Source organism: Hydrogenophaga sp. PBL-H3 (genome assembly GCF_010104355.1).
In the GTDB taxonomy this organism is placed as follows: domain Bacteria; phylum Pseudomonadota; class Gammaproteobacteria; order Burkholderiales; family Burkholderiaceae_C; genus Hydrogenophaga.
Map to the genome: position 1 here is coordinate 3,780,843 of NZ_CP044972.1, position 15,096 is coordinate 3,795,938.

16 protein-coding genes are annotated in these 15,096 nt (G+C 65.7%); 7 read left to right on the top strand and 9 right to left on the bottom strand.

The features are described from left to right. Positions 1–8: 8 nt before the first annotated feature. The 6 genes from biuH to F9Z44_RS17695 form a co-directional block, all read right to left on the bottom strand. Positions 9–695, bottom strand: a complete 687-nt coding sequence (gene biuH / locus F9Z44_RS17670; protein ID WP_159608022.1) for a biuret amidohydrolase — start codon at positions 693–695, stop codon at positions 9–11. Further along, positions 695–1,711 carry a formamidase gene (locus F9Z44_RS17675; protein ID WP_159608023.1) on the bottom strand — a complete coding sequence of 339 codons (1,017 nt, stop codon included), beginning with the start codon at positions 1,709–1,711 and terminating at the stop codon, positions 695–697. Before F9Z44_RS17675 ends, biuH begins: the two co-directional genes overlap by 1 nt. Positions 1,712–1,739: 28 nt before the next feature. Further along, entirely contained in the window at positions 1,740–2,660 is a 921-nt protein-coding gene (locus F9Z44_RS17680) for an ABC transporter permease (protein WP_159608024.1), read from the bottom strand. Continuing rightward, positions 2,660–3,745 carry an ABC transporter permease gene (locus tag F9Z44_RS17685; RefSeq protein ID WP_159608025.1) on the bottom strand — a complete coding sequence of 362 codons (1,086 nt, stop codon included), beginning with the start codon at positions 3,743–3,745 and terminating at the stop codon, positions 2,660–2,662. The genes F9Z44_RS17680 and F9Z44_RS17685 overlap by 1 nt, the downstream gene beginning before the upstream one ends. Before the next feature lie 25 nt (positions 3,746–3,770). After that, on the bottom strand, positions 3,771–4,877 hold the full coding sequence (locus F9Z44_RS17690; protein ID WP_159608795.1) for a BMP family ABC transporter substrate-binding protein: 1,107 nt from the start codon (positions 4,875–4,877) through the stop codon (positions 3,771–3,773). Positions 4,878–5,203: 326 nt separating this feature from the next. Continuing rightward, entirely contained in the window at positions 5,204–6,067 is an 864-nt protein-coding gene (locus tag F9Z44_RS17695) for a hypothetical protein (RefSeq protein ID WP_159608026.1), read from the bottom strand. Between the two features lie 220 nt (positions 6,068–6,287). On the opposite strand from F9Z44_RS17695, the gene F9Z44_RS17700 reads away from it, so the two are divergent. From F9Z44_RS17700 to F9Z44_RS17710, 3 genes are read left to right on the top strand one after another with little or no spacing between them, the layout of a single operon-like run. Further along, complete coding sequence (locus F9Z44_RS17700; protein ID WP_159608027.1) at positions 6,288–6,701, top strand: DsrE family protein; 414 nt, start codon at positions 6,288–6,290, stop codon at positions 6,699–6,701. A 6-nt stretch (positions 6,702–6,707) separates the two neighbouring features. Then, the gene (locus tag F9Z44_RS17705) at positions 6,708–7,157 is read left to right on the top strand and encodes an OsmC family protein (protein ID WP_159608028.1); all 450 of its coding nucleotides are present in this window, start codon (positions 6,708–6,710) and stop codon (positions 7,155–7,157) included. Between the two features lies 1 nt (position 7,158). Next, positions 7,159–7,431, top strand: a complete 273-nt coding sequence (locus tag F9Z44_RS17710) for a DUF2798 domain-containing protein (RefSeq protein WP_159608029.1) — start codon at positions 7,159–7,161, stop codon at positions 7,429–7,431. Positions 7,432–7,495: 64 nt separating this feature from the next. Here F9Z44_RS17710 and F9Z44_RS17715 read toward each other — a convergent pair whose 3' ends face one another. Beyond that, positions 7,496–8,272 (bottom strand): IclR family transcriptional regulator, encoded by a 777-nt coding sequence (locus F9Z44_RS17715; protein ID WP_159608030.1) that lies wholly within the window; start codon positions 8,270–8,272, stop codon positions 7,496–7,498. A gap of 125 nt (positions 8,273–8,397) precedes the next feature. Here F9Z44_RS17715 and F9Z44_RS17720 point away from each other — a divergent pair, with 125 nt between their 5' ends. From F9Z44_RS17720 to F9Z44_RS17730, 3 genes are read left to right on the top strand one after another with little or no spacing between them, the layout of a single operon-like run. Continuing rightward, positions 8,398–9,372: a Bug family tripartite tricarboxylate transporter substrate binding protein gene (locus F9Z44_RS17720; protein WP_159608031.1), complete on the top strand. Its 975-nt coding sequence runs from the start codon at positions 8,398–8,400 to the stop codon at positions 9,370–9,372. A gap of 26 nt (positions 9,373–9,398) precedes the next feature. Beyond that, on the top strand, positions 9,399–10,082 hold the full coding sequence (locus tag F9Z44_RS17725; RefSeq protein ID WP_159608032.1) for an RraA family protein: 684 nt from the start codon (positions 9,399–9,401) through the stop codon (positions 10,080–10,082). Beyond that, positions 10,079–11,044 carry an NAD(P)-dependent oxidoreductase gene (locus F9Z44_RS17730; RefSeq protein ID WP_159608033.1) on the top strand — a complete coding sequence of 322 codons (966 nt, stop codon included), beginning with the start codon at positions 10,079–10,081 and terminating at the stop codon, positions 11,042–11,044. Before F9Z44_RS17725 ends, F9Z44_RS17730 begins: the two co-directional genes overlap by 4 nt. Here F9Z44_RS17730 and F9Z44_RS17735 read toward each other — a convergent pair. Next, on the bottom strand, positions 10,993–13,173 hold the full coding sequence (locus tag F9Z44_RS17735) for an ATP-binding protein (RefSeq protein ID WP_159608034.1): 2,181 nt from the start codon (positions 13,171–13,173) through the stop codon (positions 10,993–10,995). The genes F9Z44_RS17730 and F9Z44_RS17735 overlap by 52 nt on opposite strands. Positions 13,174–13,496: 323 nt before the next feature. On the opposite strand from F9Z44_RS17735, the gene F9Z44_RS17740 reads away from it, so the two are divergent. Further along, a complete protein-coding gene (locus F9Z44_RS17740; protein WP_159608035.1) occupies positions 13,497–14,219 on the top strand; it encodes a gamma-glutamylcyclotransferase in 723 nt (240 codons plus the stop codon). On the opposite strand, the gene F9Z44_RS22800 is transcribed toward F9Z44_RS17740, so the two are convergent. Continuing rightward, on the bottom strand, positions 14,192–15,091 hold the full coding sequence (locus F9Z44_RS22800; protein ID WP_201449983.1) for a choice-of-anchor E domain-containing protein: 900 nt from the start codon (positions 15,089–15,091) through the stop codon (positions 14,192–14,194). The two genes, F9Z44_RS17740 and F9Z44_RS22800, sit on opposite strands and share 28 nt — an antisense overlap. Positions 15,092–15,096: the final 5 nt, after the last annotated feature.

Genomic DNA, 15,096 nt, shown 5'->3' on the forward strand with positions numbered 1-15,096 from the left:
GGTGTCCTTCACAACGACCGCAGGGCTTGGACGATGGCCGCCGTGTCACTCACCGCGCCGAACACGCCACCCTGCATGGGAATCATGTGGAGCGCGGCCTGGTGGTTGCCGGGATCGGTGGCGCCGGTGCCGTCGGACAGCATCACGCACTCGAAGCCGCGGTCGTTGGCCTCGCGCATGGTGGTGTGCACACACACGTCGGTGGTGATGCCGGTGAGGATCAGGTTGCGGATGCCGCGCGTGTGCAGGATCAGCTCCAGATCGGTGGCGTAGAACGAGCCCTTGCCCGGCTTGTCGATGACGGGTTCGACGGGCAAGGGCGCGAGCTCGGGAATGATCTCCCAGCCCGGCTCACCGCGCACCAGGATGCGACCGCAAGGCCCGGCGTCGCCAATGCCCGCACCCATCTGCCGCGAGCGCCAGCGCTTGTTGGCCGGCAGGTCCGACAGGTCGGGGCGGTGGCCTTCGCGGGTGTGGATCACGTGCAGGCCAGCGGCGCGCGCCGCGGCAAGCACCCGACCGATGGGCTCGATGGGTGCGCGCGTGAGCGAGAGGTCGTAGCCCATGGTGTCCACGTAACCGCCCACACCGCAAAAGTCGATCTGCATGTCGATGATGACCAGCGCGGTATTGGCCGCGCGCAGGTCGCCATCAAACGGCCAGGCGTAGGGGTGGGCCTGGGCAAAAACCGCCATCACTTCTCCAGCAGGTTGGGCACGTTGCCCACGAAGGTGCGCGTGGGCGGCTCGAAGCCGCAGGAGCGCCCGTCGGTGTGCACCACCTGGGCTTCCCACGGCAGTTTGAAGCGCCCGGCCACCATGTCCTGCATGAAGGTGTAGGGGCAGTCCTGCGCGCCACCCTTCACCGCCACATAGCCGCGGTGGCTGAACTGGTAGGGGTTGTTTTCCACACCCCAGTGCAGGCGCGCTTCGCGGATCAGGTCGGGGCGGATCTCGGCGCAGATGACCTCGTCGGGCCGGCCACCGCCTTGCGTGACCACGGTGCCTTCGTGGTCGCAGACCATGGCCTCGCCCATCGAATCAAAACTGCCGTCGCTGCCGCACAGGCACACGCTGGCGGTGGCCATGAGGTTCTGGAACGCGTTGGCCTGGTTGGTGATCTGCCAGGCGTGGCGGATGGGCGCGGTGTAGCCGGCGGTGCGCAGCATGAGTTCGGCGCCCTTGTAGGCGCATTCGCGCGCCATTTCGGGAAACATGCCGTCGTGGCAGATGATGAGCGCGAGCTTGATGCCGCGCGGCCCCTCGATCACCGGGATGCCCATGTTGCCGGGCTCCCACGGCTCCACCGGCACCCAGGGGTGGAACTTGCGGTAGTAGAGCTTGAGCACGCCCTGGTCATCAAAAATGATGCCGGTGTTGTAGGGGTTGCCGCCGGGGTTGGCTTCCATGATGGAGAAGCAACCCCAGATGCGGTGCGTGATGCAGGCCTGGCGCATGGCCCCGACCTCGGGGCCGTCCATGCTGACCATGAGCTCGGGCGCGGTGCTCATGGACAGGCCATGCAGCGCGTACTCGGGGAACACCAGCAGGTCCATGTGGGCATAGCCTCGGCGGGCCTTGCCCACCATGTCCACGATCTTCTGCGTTTGCGCGGCCAGCTGCGCCGGTGTCTCCACCAGCGGCAACTGCAGCTGGGCCAGGCCCACCACCACGCCCCCGGGCGACTTGTTCAAGCCACTCAATCCATTCATCGTCAATTGCTCCCGTTTCAGAGTTCGGTCAACGCTGCACGCCCAGCTCGCTCGGGGCGCCGCGCAGTACGCGCTGCGGCGCACAGGTCACCACCAATATCACCAGCGTCATCACATAAGGCACGGCGTTGAAGAGGTAGTAGTAGCCGGTGACGCCGACCGACTGCAGCGCCGGGCCGAGCGCGCCCGCGCCACCAAACAGCAGCGCCGCCCACAGGCAGGCCATGGGGCGCCAGCGCGCAAAGATCACCAGCGCCACGGCAATGAGGCCTTGCCCGCTGGACAGGCCCTCGTTCCAGCTGCCGGGGTAGTAGAGCGAGAGCGACGCACCCCCAAGGCCGGCAATGGCGCCACCCACGGTGGTGGCCAGCGTTCGCACCCAGGTGACCGAGGTACCCAACGCGCGCGCCGCGTCAGACGAGTCCCCCACCATGCGCACCAGCATGCCCCAGCGCGTGTTGGCAAAGGCCCAGGCCATGAGCAGCGCGAGCAGCACGCCGATGGGGAACAGCGCGTTGATGTTGAGCGCGGCGCGCACCTGCGGGGAGTCGCTCCAGTTGCCCAGCGGGAGCGAACCCAGCGTGGGCGCCTGCGGCTGGATCAGCGGCTTGCCAAGGTAGAAGGCCAGGCCGATGCCGAGCATCATCACGCCGATGCCCATGGCGATGTCGTTGACGCGTTTCATGGAACACGCCAGACCGTGCAGCAGCCCCAGCAGCGCACCGCTGGCCGAACCGGCGAGCACACCCAGCCAGGCCGAGCCGCTCCAGTACGCCACGCCGAACGCGCTCATGGCCGAAAACACGAGCACGCCTTCCAGGCCGAGGTTGATGCGGCCCGACTTTTCGGTGAGGCACTCGCCCAGGCTCACAAACAGAAACGGCGTGCCCACCCGGATCGCGCCGCCCAGGATGGCCAGCAGCACCGCACCGATCGCGTCCATGTCCATCAGGCGGCTCCCTTCTGTGGCGCGGGCTGCGGAGCCGACACACGCTTGAGCACGTCCCAGCGGATGCGCCCGCGCGCGGCTTCGGCCGAAAGGATGAGCACGAACACAAAGCCCAGCAAAACCTGCACCGACGCATCGGGCAGGCCCAGACGGCGCTGCAGCAAACTGCCCGCCGCACCAAAACCCCCGAGCACGATGGCCACCGGGATGATGGCCAGCGGGTGGTGGCGCGCCGCAAAGCTCACCAGGATGCCGGTGTAGCCCAACCCGGCGATCACCGACGCATTGGCCGCCGTGTGCACCGCCGCGATCTCGATGCCGCCCGCCAGACCCGCCGCCGCGCCGCCCAGCGCACACGCCGTGATGACCAGGCGCCCCGCCGGCAGACCCACCAGGCCGGCGGCGCGCACGTTGCCCCCCACCACGCGGGTGGCAAACCCGTGGGTGGTCCGGCCCAGCCAGATGGCGGCCAGCACGCAGCACACCACGCCCCACACCAGCCCCCAGTGCACGTCATAACCACCGATGGGGCCGATCAGCAGGCCGTCCTTGAGCGCGAAGGTGGACGGTTTGTTCAGACTGGCCGGGTCGCGCATCGGGCCCTCGACCAGGTGCTTGAACACATTGACCGCCACGTAGGCCAGCAAGAGGCTGCTGATGGTTTCGTTCACACCGCGGTACTGGCGCAGGTAGCCCGCCAGCGCGATCCACGCCGCGCCGCCGAGGGCCGCGGCCAGCATGAGGCTGGTGGTGCCGAACACGCCCTCGGGCACGGCCCACACATAGGGCAGACCGGCGCAGGCCAGCGCCCCCACGATGAGCGCGCCTTCGCCACCGATGATGGTGAGGCCGGCGCGCGCCGGCAGCGCCACGCACAGCGCGGTGAGCATCAGGGGCGCGGCGCGCTGCAAGGTGTTCTGCAGCGAAAACGCGTCGCCGAACGCGCCGAAGAACAGCAGCCGCCAGACCTCCAGCGGATCAAACCCGGCCAGCGCCACGAACAAGCCGAAGAGCAACAAGGCGCCCGCGATGGCGAGCACCGGCAGCAGCACGGCCTCGGCGGTGTCGGTGAAACGGCTCGTCATGGCGGGGCCAGCACGGCGGGGTTCGTCAGACCTTGCCGATGACGCCTTCGACCAGGTAGTTCATCGATTCGAGTTCGATCGCGGTCTGTTTGAAGACCTTGCCCTTGGGCACCACCACCTTGCCGGTGTTGTCCTTGACTTCGCCCGCGAAGATGTCGAAGTCGCCTTTGAGCATGCGGGCCTTGATCGCGTCGGCCTGCTTGCGCGCCGGCTCGCTCACGGTGGGGCCGTAGGCCGAGGTTTTCACGAAACCGTCACGCAGGCCACCGCGCACGAAGTTGGGGTGCGGCTTGCCGGTGCGGGCGGCGTCGACCATGGTGGTCACGGGCGTGACCCAGTTCCACTCGGCACCCGTCAGGTAGGCCTGGGGCGCGAGCTTGGACTGGTCGGCGTGGTAGCCACAGACCATCTTGCCCCGACGCGCAGCGGTCTCCACGATCACCTTGGGCGAGTCCACGTGCATGGTGAACACGTCCACACCCTGGTCGGCCAGGCTGCTGGTGGCTTCGGCTTCCTTCACCGGCAGCGACCAGTCGCCCGTGAAGATCACGGTGGTGGTGATGCTCGGGTCCACCGAGCGCGCGCCCATGGTGAAGGCGTTGATGTTGCGCAGCACCTGCGGAATCGGTTTGGCGGCAATGAAGCCGAGCTTCTTGCTCTTGCTCATGTGGCCCGCCACCACGCCGTTGAGGTACTGGGCTTCTTCGATGTAGCCGAAGTAGCTCGCCGCGTTGGCCGGGTGCTTTCCGGCCGTCCACAGGCCACCGCAATGCGCGAAGCGCACGCCCGCGTTCTTGGGCGCCACGGTCAGGATGTGGGGGTCGAAGTAACCGAACGAAGTGGGGAACAGCAGCGTGGCGCCGTCCTGCGAAATCATGCCCTGCATGCTGCGCTGCACTGCCTGTGTCTCGGGCACGCTTTCTTCTTCAACCACCTTCACGCCCGGCATCTTCTTGAGCACGGCGGCCGATTCGGCGTGGGCCTGGTTGTAGCCATAGTCATCGCGCGGGCCCACGTAAAGGAAACCCACGGTGATGGGAGCCTGCGCGTGTGCCGCCAGCGGCAGGCCGCCCAATGCCAGCCCAGCGCCCATGGCGCCAGAGCCCAGAATCCAGTCGCGACGGTTCCACATTGCTTTGTCCATGAAAGACCTCTTTTCAGTTCCGGTGGTTGGGTGATCGGTGGTCTTGCGTCGGGATGGGCATTGAAATAACACCATCTTGTATTCAAGACGATGCACACCTAGCAATGGGCGTGCCACGCGGCAGCGCGATCGCTTCGGTGCGGTGGTCTTCAAGGGCGTAGAACGGTTCGACGGGCGTTCACGCCGGGATGTGGGCCGGCGCACCGCACCGCCCGTCGGGCACGGCTGCAGTGCGTGAAGCATGCGCATGCCCATGCGCGGTGCATGGGCCGCACGCCCCGCACCAGCGGAGCGCTGAGCGCTGGGCGCCCGACTCAGTTCGCCAGGCCGTTCACCGGGAAGTCGTAGGTGTCGTCAAGCACCTTGGCCGCCATGCGCGGCAGCATGCGGCCAATGAAGGCCTCGCCCAGCCACTGGCGCACCTGCGGCGCCGACGCACCGGCTTCCAGCTCGAAGCTCAGGCTGCTGAAGCTGCCGATGCCGTCGTCCACCAGCAAGCCAGCGGGCACGGTGGGTGCCGAGCCGGCATCGTCCAGGGGCCTGCCGGCTTCGAGTTTCCAGGCGTTGAGAAAGCGGTCGAAATAGCCCACCGTGCCCTGGCGCCAGACCTCGGCCACGTACAGGTTCCACGCCCCCTGGTGCTCCACCACGAAACCCCAGGCGAATTCGTGCACCTGGGCGGGTACCTGGTCAAACACACCGATCTCGCGCACTTCCTCGCGCGCTGCGAATTCGGCAAACAACGGGCCGGGGCCACTGGCCTGGCCGTTGACGAAGCGCTCGATCTCCTGCGGATCCGCCACGAACAGCGCCTGGTCGGCCGGCGTGGATCGGCGCGCCCGCTTGAGCAGTCGATCGGTCGCATCCACCGTCTTCTGGGCATTGATGCAGCGGTCGCGGAAGGTGCGGCGTCCTTCTTCGGTGGAGATCAGGGCCACGGTTTCGTCAAACGCGGCGTCGTCCTGCAGGTGCCCGGACTCGCGCATGTGCAGCACGATGTCGAGCATGGAATTGCGGGTGATGTGCTCGACCATGTAGGCCATCTCGCCGCCCTCGTAGTCGGTCATCGAGGATTGGATCCACGCCATCAGCTCCAGGCCCGAGAGGCCCTGCGGCGCGCGAGGCATGTCGTTGAACAAAGCACGAAGCACCCGCACGGTGTCCAGATCACTCGCCATAAACCCCTCCAGGCCGACATTCACGCAAATGGGCGCGTGGCCATGAGTGGCCTCCGATACCCGGTACAGTGGCAAGCATAGTTCCGAACCGATGCCTGAGACACCTTGAATGCTGCGAGGCCAGGCCTCGGTGGGTCAAGAGCGTGACGGTTTTGGCACGCTTGAGGCACTCCGGTGAACTTAGACGCACCCGCACCCAACCCCCGATCCAGGAGAACCCATGCACCTCAAATCATTGCTCGCCAGCCTCACCCTGGCGCTGGCCGCCGGCGCCGCCTGTGCGCAAGACACCGTGGTCTACCACTTCGACAACACCGTCGCGCAAGGCCTCAAAGGCCTGCGCAACGTTCGCAACCACCTCGACACCGACCCCAAGGCCAAGATCACCATCGTCACCCACGCCGAGGGGGTGGACATGCTGATGGAGGGCGCCAAGGCGGTCAACGGTACCGAATTTGCACCTCTGGTGTCGGCCCTCAAGAGCCGGGGCGTCAACTTCGAAATCTGCGAGATCACGCTGAAGAACCGCGATCTCAAGAAGGAGCAGTTCATCCAGGAGGCCGATTTCACGCCGTCCGGGGTGGTCCGTATCGCCAAGCTGCAGAAACAGGGCTTTGCTTACGTCAAGCCCTGAAGCGCGATGACCACCGTTTCCGTCTCGCTCGCACAGCAGGCCGACTACCGCTTCGAGGTTGACTTCGGGGCTGGCATTCCCGGCTTGATGGCCGATGAACCACCACCGCTGGGCAAGGGTGAAGGCCCCGCCCCTGCGCAATTGCTGTGCGCCGCCGTAGGCAACTGCTTGAGCGATTCGCTCCTCTTTGCCTTGCGCAAGTTCAAGCAGGCGCCCGAACCCATCCGCTGTGAAGTGCAAGCCGACGTGGGGCGCAACCCGGAAGGTCGACTGCGGATTCTGGGTCTCCACGCCACCGTGACCCTGGGTGTGCCGGCAAACGCCCTGCAACACCTCGACAGGGCGCTGGCGCAGTTCGAGGAGTTCTGCACCGTCACACAAAGCGTCAGGCAGGCCTTGCCTGTGCGGGTCACGGTCCTTGACGTGGATGGGCTCCTGTTGAGAGATCAGACCTGAGATGAAGCTGCCGCACAAATTCGCGGGTTTCGCATTCGCCGCCTACATGGCCGGCATCATTGCGTTCGTGATGAGTGCCGTGCTGACCGCCATCAACACCGGCCTGGGAAACGGCTTTGTCCTGCGCGTCTTTCAAGCCTACGCCGTGGCGTTTCCAGTGGCATTCACCTGCGTGGTGATCTTCAGGCCAGTCGTCGTTTTCCTGATGGGCAAGACGGTCCATGGACCAGGTCTGGCACCAACGCCGGGCAAGACGGCGCCGCCATCCCGTTGATGCGCTGGCTGCGCCAGGGGCCATACCAGCCGATCGGGTGTCACGCCATCGGGGCGATGGCGTTTCAAGGGTGCCACTTGGCCGCCGCAGCGGACGAAGACGGCCTGCGCGCGCCCGAGATGGCGTAAGACAACTCGTTGGCGGCGGTCATCACCGTTTGCGCCAGTTCCAGCAGGCGGACCTCGGGCAGGCGCGCCGTAGGGCCCGAAATGCAGACCGAACCCAGCAGCCGCCACTGCAGTCCGAACACCGGCGCCGAGACGCTGGACACCTCGGCCTCGCGTTCGCCCATCGACAGGTGAAACCCCCGGCGGCGAATCGATTCGTAGGGCTCGCCAGCCTCCCCTGAAAACGCCAGGATCACGCGCCCCGGCGCGCCCAGATCCAGTGGCAGGCCGATGCCCACGCGCACGTGGTGGCGAATGGTCTGCGGGCCATCGACCCGCGCCAGGCACTGACGCTGCAAACCTTCTCGCACGTAGAACGAAGCGCTTTCGCCCGTCTGCACGGTGAGCGCGCGCAGCACCGGCTCCACCACGTCGTGCACATCAAAGACGGCCTGGTAACACGCGCCCAGCCAGCCCGCTGCGCGGCCCAGCCGCCAGCTTCCATCTTCTTTCTGCACCAGGTAGTTGTCGGCCGCCAGCGTGCGCGCCAGGCGCAGCGTGGTGGTCTTGTGCATGCCGGTGCGCCGGCTCATCTCGGCCAGCGTGAGTTGCGGGTCGTCCATGCCGAAACTCTCCATCAGGCGCAAGGCGCGCGTCACCGCGATCACGCTGCCAGTGGTCGTTTCACCGACCGCTCCATCGGGCGCCTTGACTTGATTTCTGACAGGTTTCATTGGATGGCCCATGTTTCAACAAGTGGAACAGCATTGTATTCAGTGAAACACAACCGTACAGTCCGCCCCAGCCGCCCAACACAGCGCAGCGGCTCTCTTGCCCAAGCTGACCCATGGAGACAAACATGAACTTTTCCCGCCGCCACGTCCTTGCCGCCGCCAGTCTGTTGCTGGCCACTGGCGCCGCCCTGGCCCAGACCTATCCCAGCAAGCCGATCAAGGTCGTGGTGCCCTTCCCCGCCGGTGGCGGTACCGACCTGATCGCCCGCGAGGTGACCAACAAGATCCAGACCACCAACAAGGGCTGGAGCTTCATCGTCGAGAACCGCCCCGGTACCGGCGGCAACATCGGTGTCGATGCGGCCGCCAAGTCGCCGGCCGACGGTTACACGATCGCGCTGGGCCAGACCAGCAACCTGGCGATCAACCCCACGCTGTACAAAAAAATGCCGTACGACTCGGTCAAAGACCTGACCCCGGTGAGCCTGGTGGCCAGCGCGCCGCTGGTGCTGGTGGTGTCGGCCGAGTCGCCCTTCAAGACCCTGGCCGACGTGGTGGCCGCCAGCAAGGCCAAGCCCGACTCGTTGAACATCGCCACCGCTGGCAACGGCACCGTGGCCCACCTGGCCAGCGAGCTGTTTCAGAACATGGCGGGCGTGAGCTTCACCCACATTCCCTACAAGGGTGCCGCCCAGGCATCGACCGATCTGGTCGGCGGCCGCGTGGAGCTGTACCTGTCGTCCGTGCCCACGCTGATCGGTTTCATCAAGAACGGCAAGATGCGCCCGATCGCCGTGACCTCGCTCAAGCGGGTGGACGATCTGCCCTCGGTGCCCACCATCGCCGAGTCGGGCTACAAGGACTTCGAAGCCGTCACCTGGTTCGGTTTCGTCGCGCCCACGGGCACGCCCAAGGACGTGGTCACCCTGCTCAACAGCGAGCTGAACAAGGCGCTGCAGTCGGCCGACTTGAAGAAGCAGCTGAGCGACCAGGGCGCCGACGTGCTGGGCGGCACCCCCGAGGCTTTCGGCAACCTGATCAAGAGCGACCTCGCGCGCTGGGCTCCGATCATCAAGAAGTCGGGCGCCACGCTGGACTGAATACAACCCGACCGATAGAGAACATCATGTCCCAGTCCGACATCGTCAAAGACTTTCCGCGCGTCGCGCCCGATCTGGTCGCGCAAGCGGCCCAGTACCAGCCGGCCATTTTTTCCGACATCAACGGCCGCCGTGGCGCACTGCACGGCCGCATCACCGCCCTGCGTCCACGCATGAAAGTGGCCGGCCCCGCCTTCACGGTGGAGGTGCGCCCCGGCGACAACCTCATGATCCACGCGGCCATGGCCTTGGCCAAGCCCGGCGACGTGCTGGTGATCGACGGCAAGGGCGACCAGACCTCCGCGCTCATGGGCACCATCATGATGACCGCCTGCCGCCAGCTCGGCCTGGCTGGTGTGGTGGTGGACGGCGCGGTGCGCGACAGCCTGGAGATCGACGAGATGGACTACCCCGTCTTCTCGGTCGGCACCAACCCCAATGGACCGACCAAGAACAACGGCGGGCGCATCGGCCACCCGGTCAGCGTGGGCGGCGTGACGGTGCGGGCAGGCGACTTCATCATCGGCGACGCCGATGGCGTGGTTGTGATCGAACGCGAAGCCCTGGCCGCCCTGCTGCCCTTGGCCGACCACAAGGTGAAGGCCGAGGCCAAGCGCATCGCCCAGATCAAAGAAGGCAACACCTCAGCCTCATGGCTGACCGCCTCGCTGGTCGCGGCCGGTGTGCTCAAACAAGGTGAACATCTGTGAGCGCGCGCCCGGTCATCCTCGTCACCGGCGCCGACCTCGCGCCCCAGGCCCTGGACTTGCTGAAAGACCATGAGGTGGTCTTTGCCGGCAAGACGCCGCAGCTGGCCGACGTGGCGGCGCTGGCGCGCCAGCACAACCCGGTGGGCATCATCGTGCGCTACAGCGGCGTGAACGCCGAGGTGATGGACGCCGCGCCCGCGCTGCGCGTGGTCTCCAAGCACGGCAGCGGCACCGACACCATCGACAAGGTGGCAGCCGCCGAGCGCGGCATTGCCGTGACCGCCGCCGTGGGCGCCAATGCCGCCGCCGTGGCCGAGCAGGCCATGGCCTTGCTGCTGGCCTGCGCCAAGTCGGTCGTGCAACTCAACCAGCGCATGCACGATGGCCACTGGGACAAGGCCACGCACAAGAGTCTGGAGCTGGGCGGGCGCACGGTGGGCCTGGTGGGCCTGGGCGCGATCGGCCTGCGCTTTGCAAAGATGGCCCACGCCATGGACATGCGCGTGATCGGCTTTGATCCGTTCGCCAAGAACCTGCCGGACTACGTGACTGCGGTGGACCTGGACACGCTCTGGCGCGAAGCCGACGCGATCTCTCTGCACTGCCCGCTCACACCCGAGAACAAGGGTCTGCTCAGCGCGCAGACACTGGCACGCTGCAAGCCGGGCGTGATCGTGGTGAACACGGCGCGCGGCGGACTGATCGATGAACCCGCGCTGCTGGCGGCCGTGCAGTCGGGACACGTGGGCATGGCGGGCCTGGACAGCTTTTGCATCGAACCCATGACCAGCCCGCACATCTTCCATCACCAGCCTGGCTTCATCCTGAGCCCGCACATTGGTGGTGTGACCGGCGATGCCTACGTGAACATGGGCGTGGCCGCGGCGCGCAATGCGCTGACCGCGCTGACTCAGCCGGAACTCGCTGTCGCCTCACTCAACACGCGCAGCAGCTCGTCCTGATCCACCGGTTTGTGCAGCACGGCGCTGAATCCCGCCTCCATCAGCTGCGCGCCGTCTTCAGCAGAGATCTGTCCGCTCATGAGGACCATGGGCGGTGGTGAGCCCGTCGAACCGATGCGACGGGCCAGTTGCAGCCCGGTCATTTTGGGCATGGACAGATCGGTCAGGACCGCATCCCAGCGCCCGGCGTGGGCCTGGAATTGTTCCCAGGCCTCTTCGCCGTCGCGGGCGCGAGTGACCGTCCACCCTTGTCGTTCCAGCAGGGCACTCCAGGCATCACGAACCAGGGCATCGTCCTCTGCAAAGAGGAGCTTTCTGGAAGCCGATGTGTGTGCCGGCTCGTGACTGCGCGATGGCAGACCCGGATCTTCCTGGGCTGGCAGGATGAGCATGAAGCAGGCGCCTTCACCCAGCGTGCTGCTCACGCGAACAGCGCCTGAGTGCCGCGCCATGATGCCGTGTGCAACGGACAACCCCAGCCCTGTTCCCTTGCCCGAAGGTTTGGTCGTGAAGAACGGCTCGAAGACACGGTCCAGATGCTCCGGTGCGATCCCTGGCCCCTCGTCCCGAACGCAGAGCGTGATGTAGCGGCCCTGCGGCAGCTGATCCAGCAGCGCATTCGCCGATTCGCAGGCACCCGAACCCGCCTCCTGCGAGTCCAGCGTGAGCGTGATGGCGCCTTTGCCGTTCATGGCGTCACAGGCATTGATGAGGAGGTTGACGATCACCTGCTTCATTTGCGTGGGATCGGCCTGAATCCAGTCGTCCACGGTGCGGCAGTCCACCTGCAACGTGCACCGGCCCATCAGGCCCAGCGAAACCAGGGTGCGCGCCTCCTCGATCATGGCGCTCAGGCGAAGGCGCTCCATGCGCGGTGCGGACTGGCGGCTGAAGGACAGGAGCTGCTTCATCAGTCCGGAGGCATAGCGTATGGACTTGAGCGCTTGCTCCAGGGACAGCGCGCTGGGGTGGTTGGCCGTCAGATCCTCATTGGCCAGCCGCACCCAGCCGGAGATGGCGGCCAGCGAATTGTTGAAATCGTGCGCGATGCCGCTGGTGAAGCGGCCAAGCGCCTCGGTTTTCTGGCTCTGCATCAGCTGCAGATGCAGCGCCTCCTGCCGGATGTGCGCCTGCCGTTGCTGGGCTGCATCTTCCCGCGTCCTGATCAACAGATCGTTGATGCCCTTGGCCAGATCGGCCAACTCGTCTTCACCCTTGACAGACAGCTGGCCGTTGCCGTCGATGCCAAGGCGGGTCACCTCTGTCAGCTCTTTGTGAACGCGCTGCAGTCGGCGCAGGACCAGGTGGTTCAACAGCAGCACAAGCAGGGTGCCCACCACCAGGCCCGCCAGAGCCACCTGCAGCGCCGCGACCAGCGCGAGCGAGCGCCCTGCCTGATGCAGCTCTCTGTCCAGCTCCAGCACCAGATAGGCCACCGGTCGGCCCTCGTGATCGAGCACGGTGGCGCTGGACTGCGCCTTGGCTTGATCGGGCCCATCCTGTCCGCTCGCGGAAATTTCCGCCGGTGGCTCTGAAAAACTCAATCGCACCGGGTGCATGAGGATGTCGCTGAACCGAGTCAGTTCATTCGCGTCGAAGCGCCGCACCACAGCCAGCGCTCCGGTCGGGGCGGTGCCCGGCGCGAACTGGCTGCGCACGGCTGCGATCGAAACCAGGTAGAGGTTCCCGTCCATCCGGCGGTAGGTGCGCATCACCGTGTTGCTGGTCTTGTCCGACAACACAGACACAGCCAGGCTGCGCAGCATCTGCGACATGCTCTCGGAGATCGGCCGCAAGGCGGGCTCCGCTGTCAGCTCTGCGCTGGCCAGTGGTCGTCCCAGCGCATCGAGAACCAGCACATTGCTGATCCCCAGGTATTTCATGTTGTCGGTACCGAAGTTGTCGGCGAAGTAAGCGGGGCGCGAACCGCGCGTGAACTCCACCGTGTCTGTCCAGTACGCGTAGTCCATCACGGTTGCGGTCAGTCCCTCCAGCTGCTGATTCAGCAGCCTGCCCGCACGTTCACTTTCCACCCGGAACTGTTGGCGTTCCAGCTCTTCGAAGGAGCTCGAGATCGAGTGTCGGGACACGAGGACCGATGCCAGGGTCAACACGCCGATGGTCGCCACCACCAGGAGCCAGGCTTTGTACTGAAGTTTCATAGATGCGTGATCATCGGCAGGACACAGGCCGAGCGAGGATATTCCAACGCGGTCACCGTGCGGTATTACCTTGATCGGTCTTGAACACGCTCGCCCAGGTCCCAAAGACGATCAAATACAACGCCCTACCATTGAGTTCAACTGTGAACCGGTCGGACATACCGGCGGTCGCAGCGCGGTTCCGTGCCACGCCGTTCAAGGTGCACCAGGGACACCGTGTCCGCGCCGCCATTTGTGCCCACCAGCGATACGCCGGGTGTAGTCTGTGCTGCAGCAAAGGAGAACAGCACATGGCCGCCGTACCGATTGCGCAATCCCGTGTCTCCAGGCCTCCGCGCCTGACGCCTGAACTGGTGGCGCTCATCGCGCGCAAGGTCGAGGATGAAGGACCAGCACCCGGTGTCGTCGTTCACGACGATGAAGACTACGAGGCCTCGCTCCAAGCCTTGCTGGCCGCGGGTTTCTGGGCCGGTGGGGACGTGTGGGTGTTTGCCTACGGCTCGTTGCTCTGGAATCCGGCCTTCGAGGTGGCTGAACAAAAAGCCGCCGTCCTGCCGGGCTGGCACCGCGCGTTCTGCATCCGCCTCACGCGGTTTCGGGGCACGCCGGCCCAACCCGGGCTGATGATGTCGCTGGTCCCGGGTGGCAGTTGTCGCGGAGCGCTGCTGCGCATTCCCGGCCCGCAAGCCATGGACAGCCTGCGCAAGTTGTGGCGACGCGAGATGACGGTCAAGCCGCCGAACACACCGCCACGATGGGTTGTCGCGCAGGCCGGCGGCGTTGCCGTGCGTGCCATCACGTTTGCCGCCAATCGACAGGGGCCCAACTTTGTCACGGGACTCACCAACGATGAGATGGCAACCGTGCTGTGTTCAGCGGTCGGTCATTGGGGTTCGGGTGCCGAGTACCTCATGCAGACGGTTGATCAGATGGAGCGCCTTGGCATTCGAGATGCGAACCTCTGGCGCCTGCAGCGTGTTGTGGCTCAAAAACTCCTGGCGCTTCGCACATAACCGCCGCGCCGGGTGCGAGCGGCACCGGCTAGGCCGAGACCGCCGAGTGCCAGCAGCGCGAGGCTGGAGGGTTCGGGCACCGCGTTGCCCGCCCCGCCGCCACCGACGCCGCCTGGTCCACCCACCGCGTTGTAGGTGTACGCAACTGTCGCCAAGCCGCTCCAACGTGTACCCGTGCCGCTCACGAAATAGCAGGTATCCACACCATCGAAGTCCACCTGGCAGTTCGACGTCAATGACGACACGACGGAAGCAAAGAAGTTGATCGGATCGGTGCCGATGAAGGCATCCAGCGCCACACCAGCGAGCCCCAGTTCCGCATTCAGGCTGCGCGTCTGCGATCTGGAGATCGAGCACCGCGCGTATTCGACATCGCTTTGCGCCTGGCAGCTGTCAGCCAGCTGCGCGCCGCCCGTGAAGTTCGTGGCACCCGACGGATCGAACAGACCCAGTGTCAAATCCGCGCGCAGCAAGGCATCGAAGGCGGCGTCGGATGGGAACAGTTCACCGGCATAGCCTGTAGAGGAATCCCCGGCACCACCCTGAATATTGAGATCGACCGTCGACATGAAGCCGAACAACACGCCGGTGAGCGTGCCCAAGGTGGCGTCGAAGCGACTCAGGCTGCCCAGGTCGAAGGTCGTGGTGACCAGATCTTGCTGACGTGTGGCAAGCCTTTCCAGAAGGCTGATTTGGTCCACCTCGAAGCTGGTCTGGTAAGTGACCACGGCGGCCGATGCCGCGCCCATGTTCAAGCCAGCGACCAGGGCGCAGGCGGCAGCGAATGTGCCGCGGGCGGTGGACGCTTTGCGAGCGTTGTGATGGCGCGGACCGGATGTGTGAAAGAGGACTTGCAGGCGCTGGCGAAACATCGTGA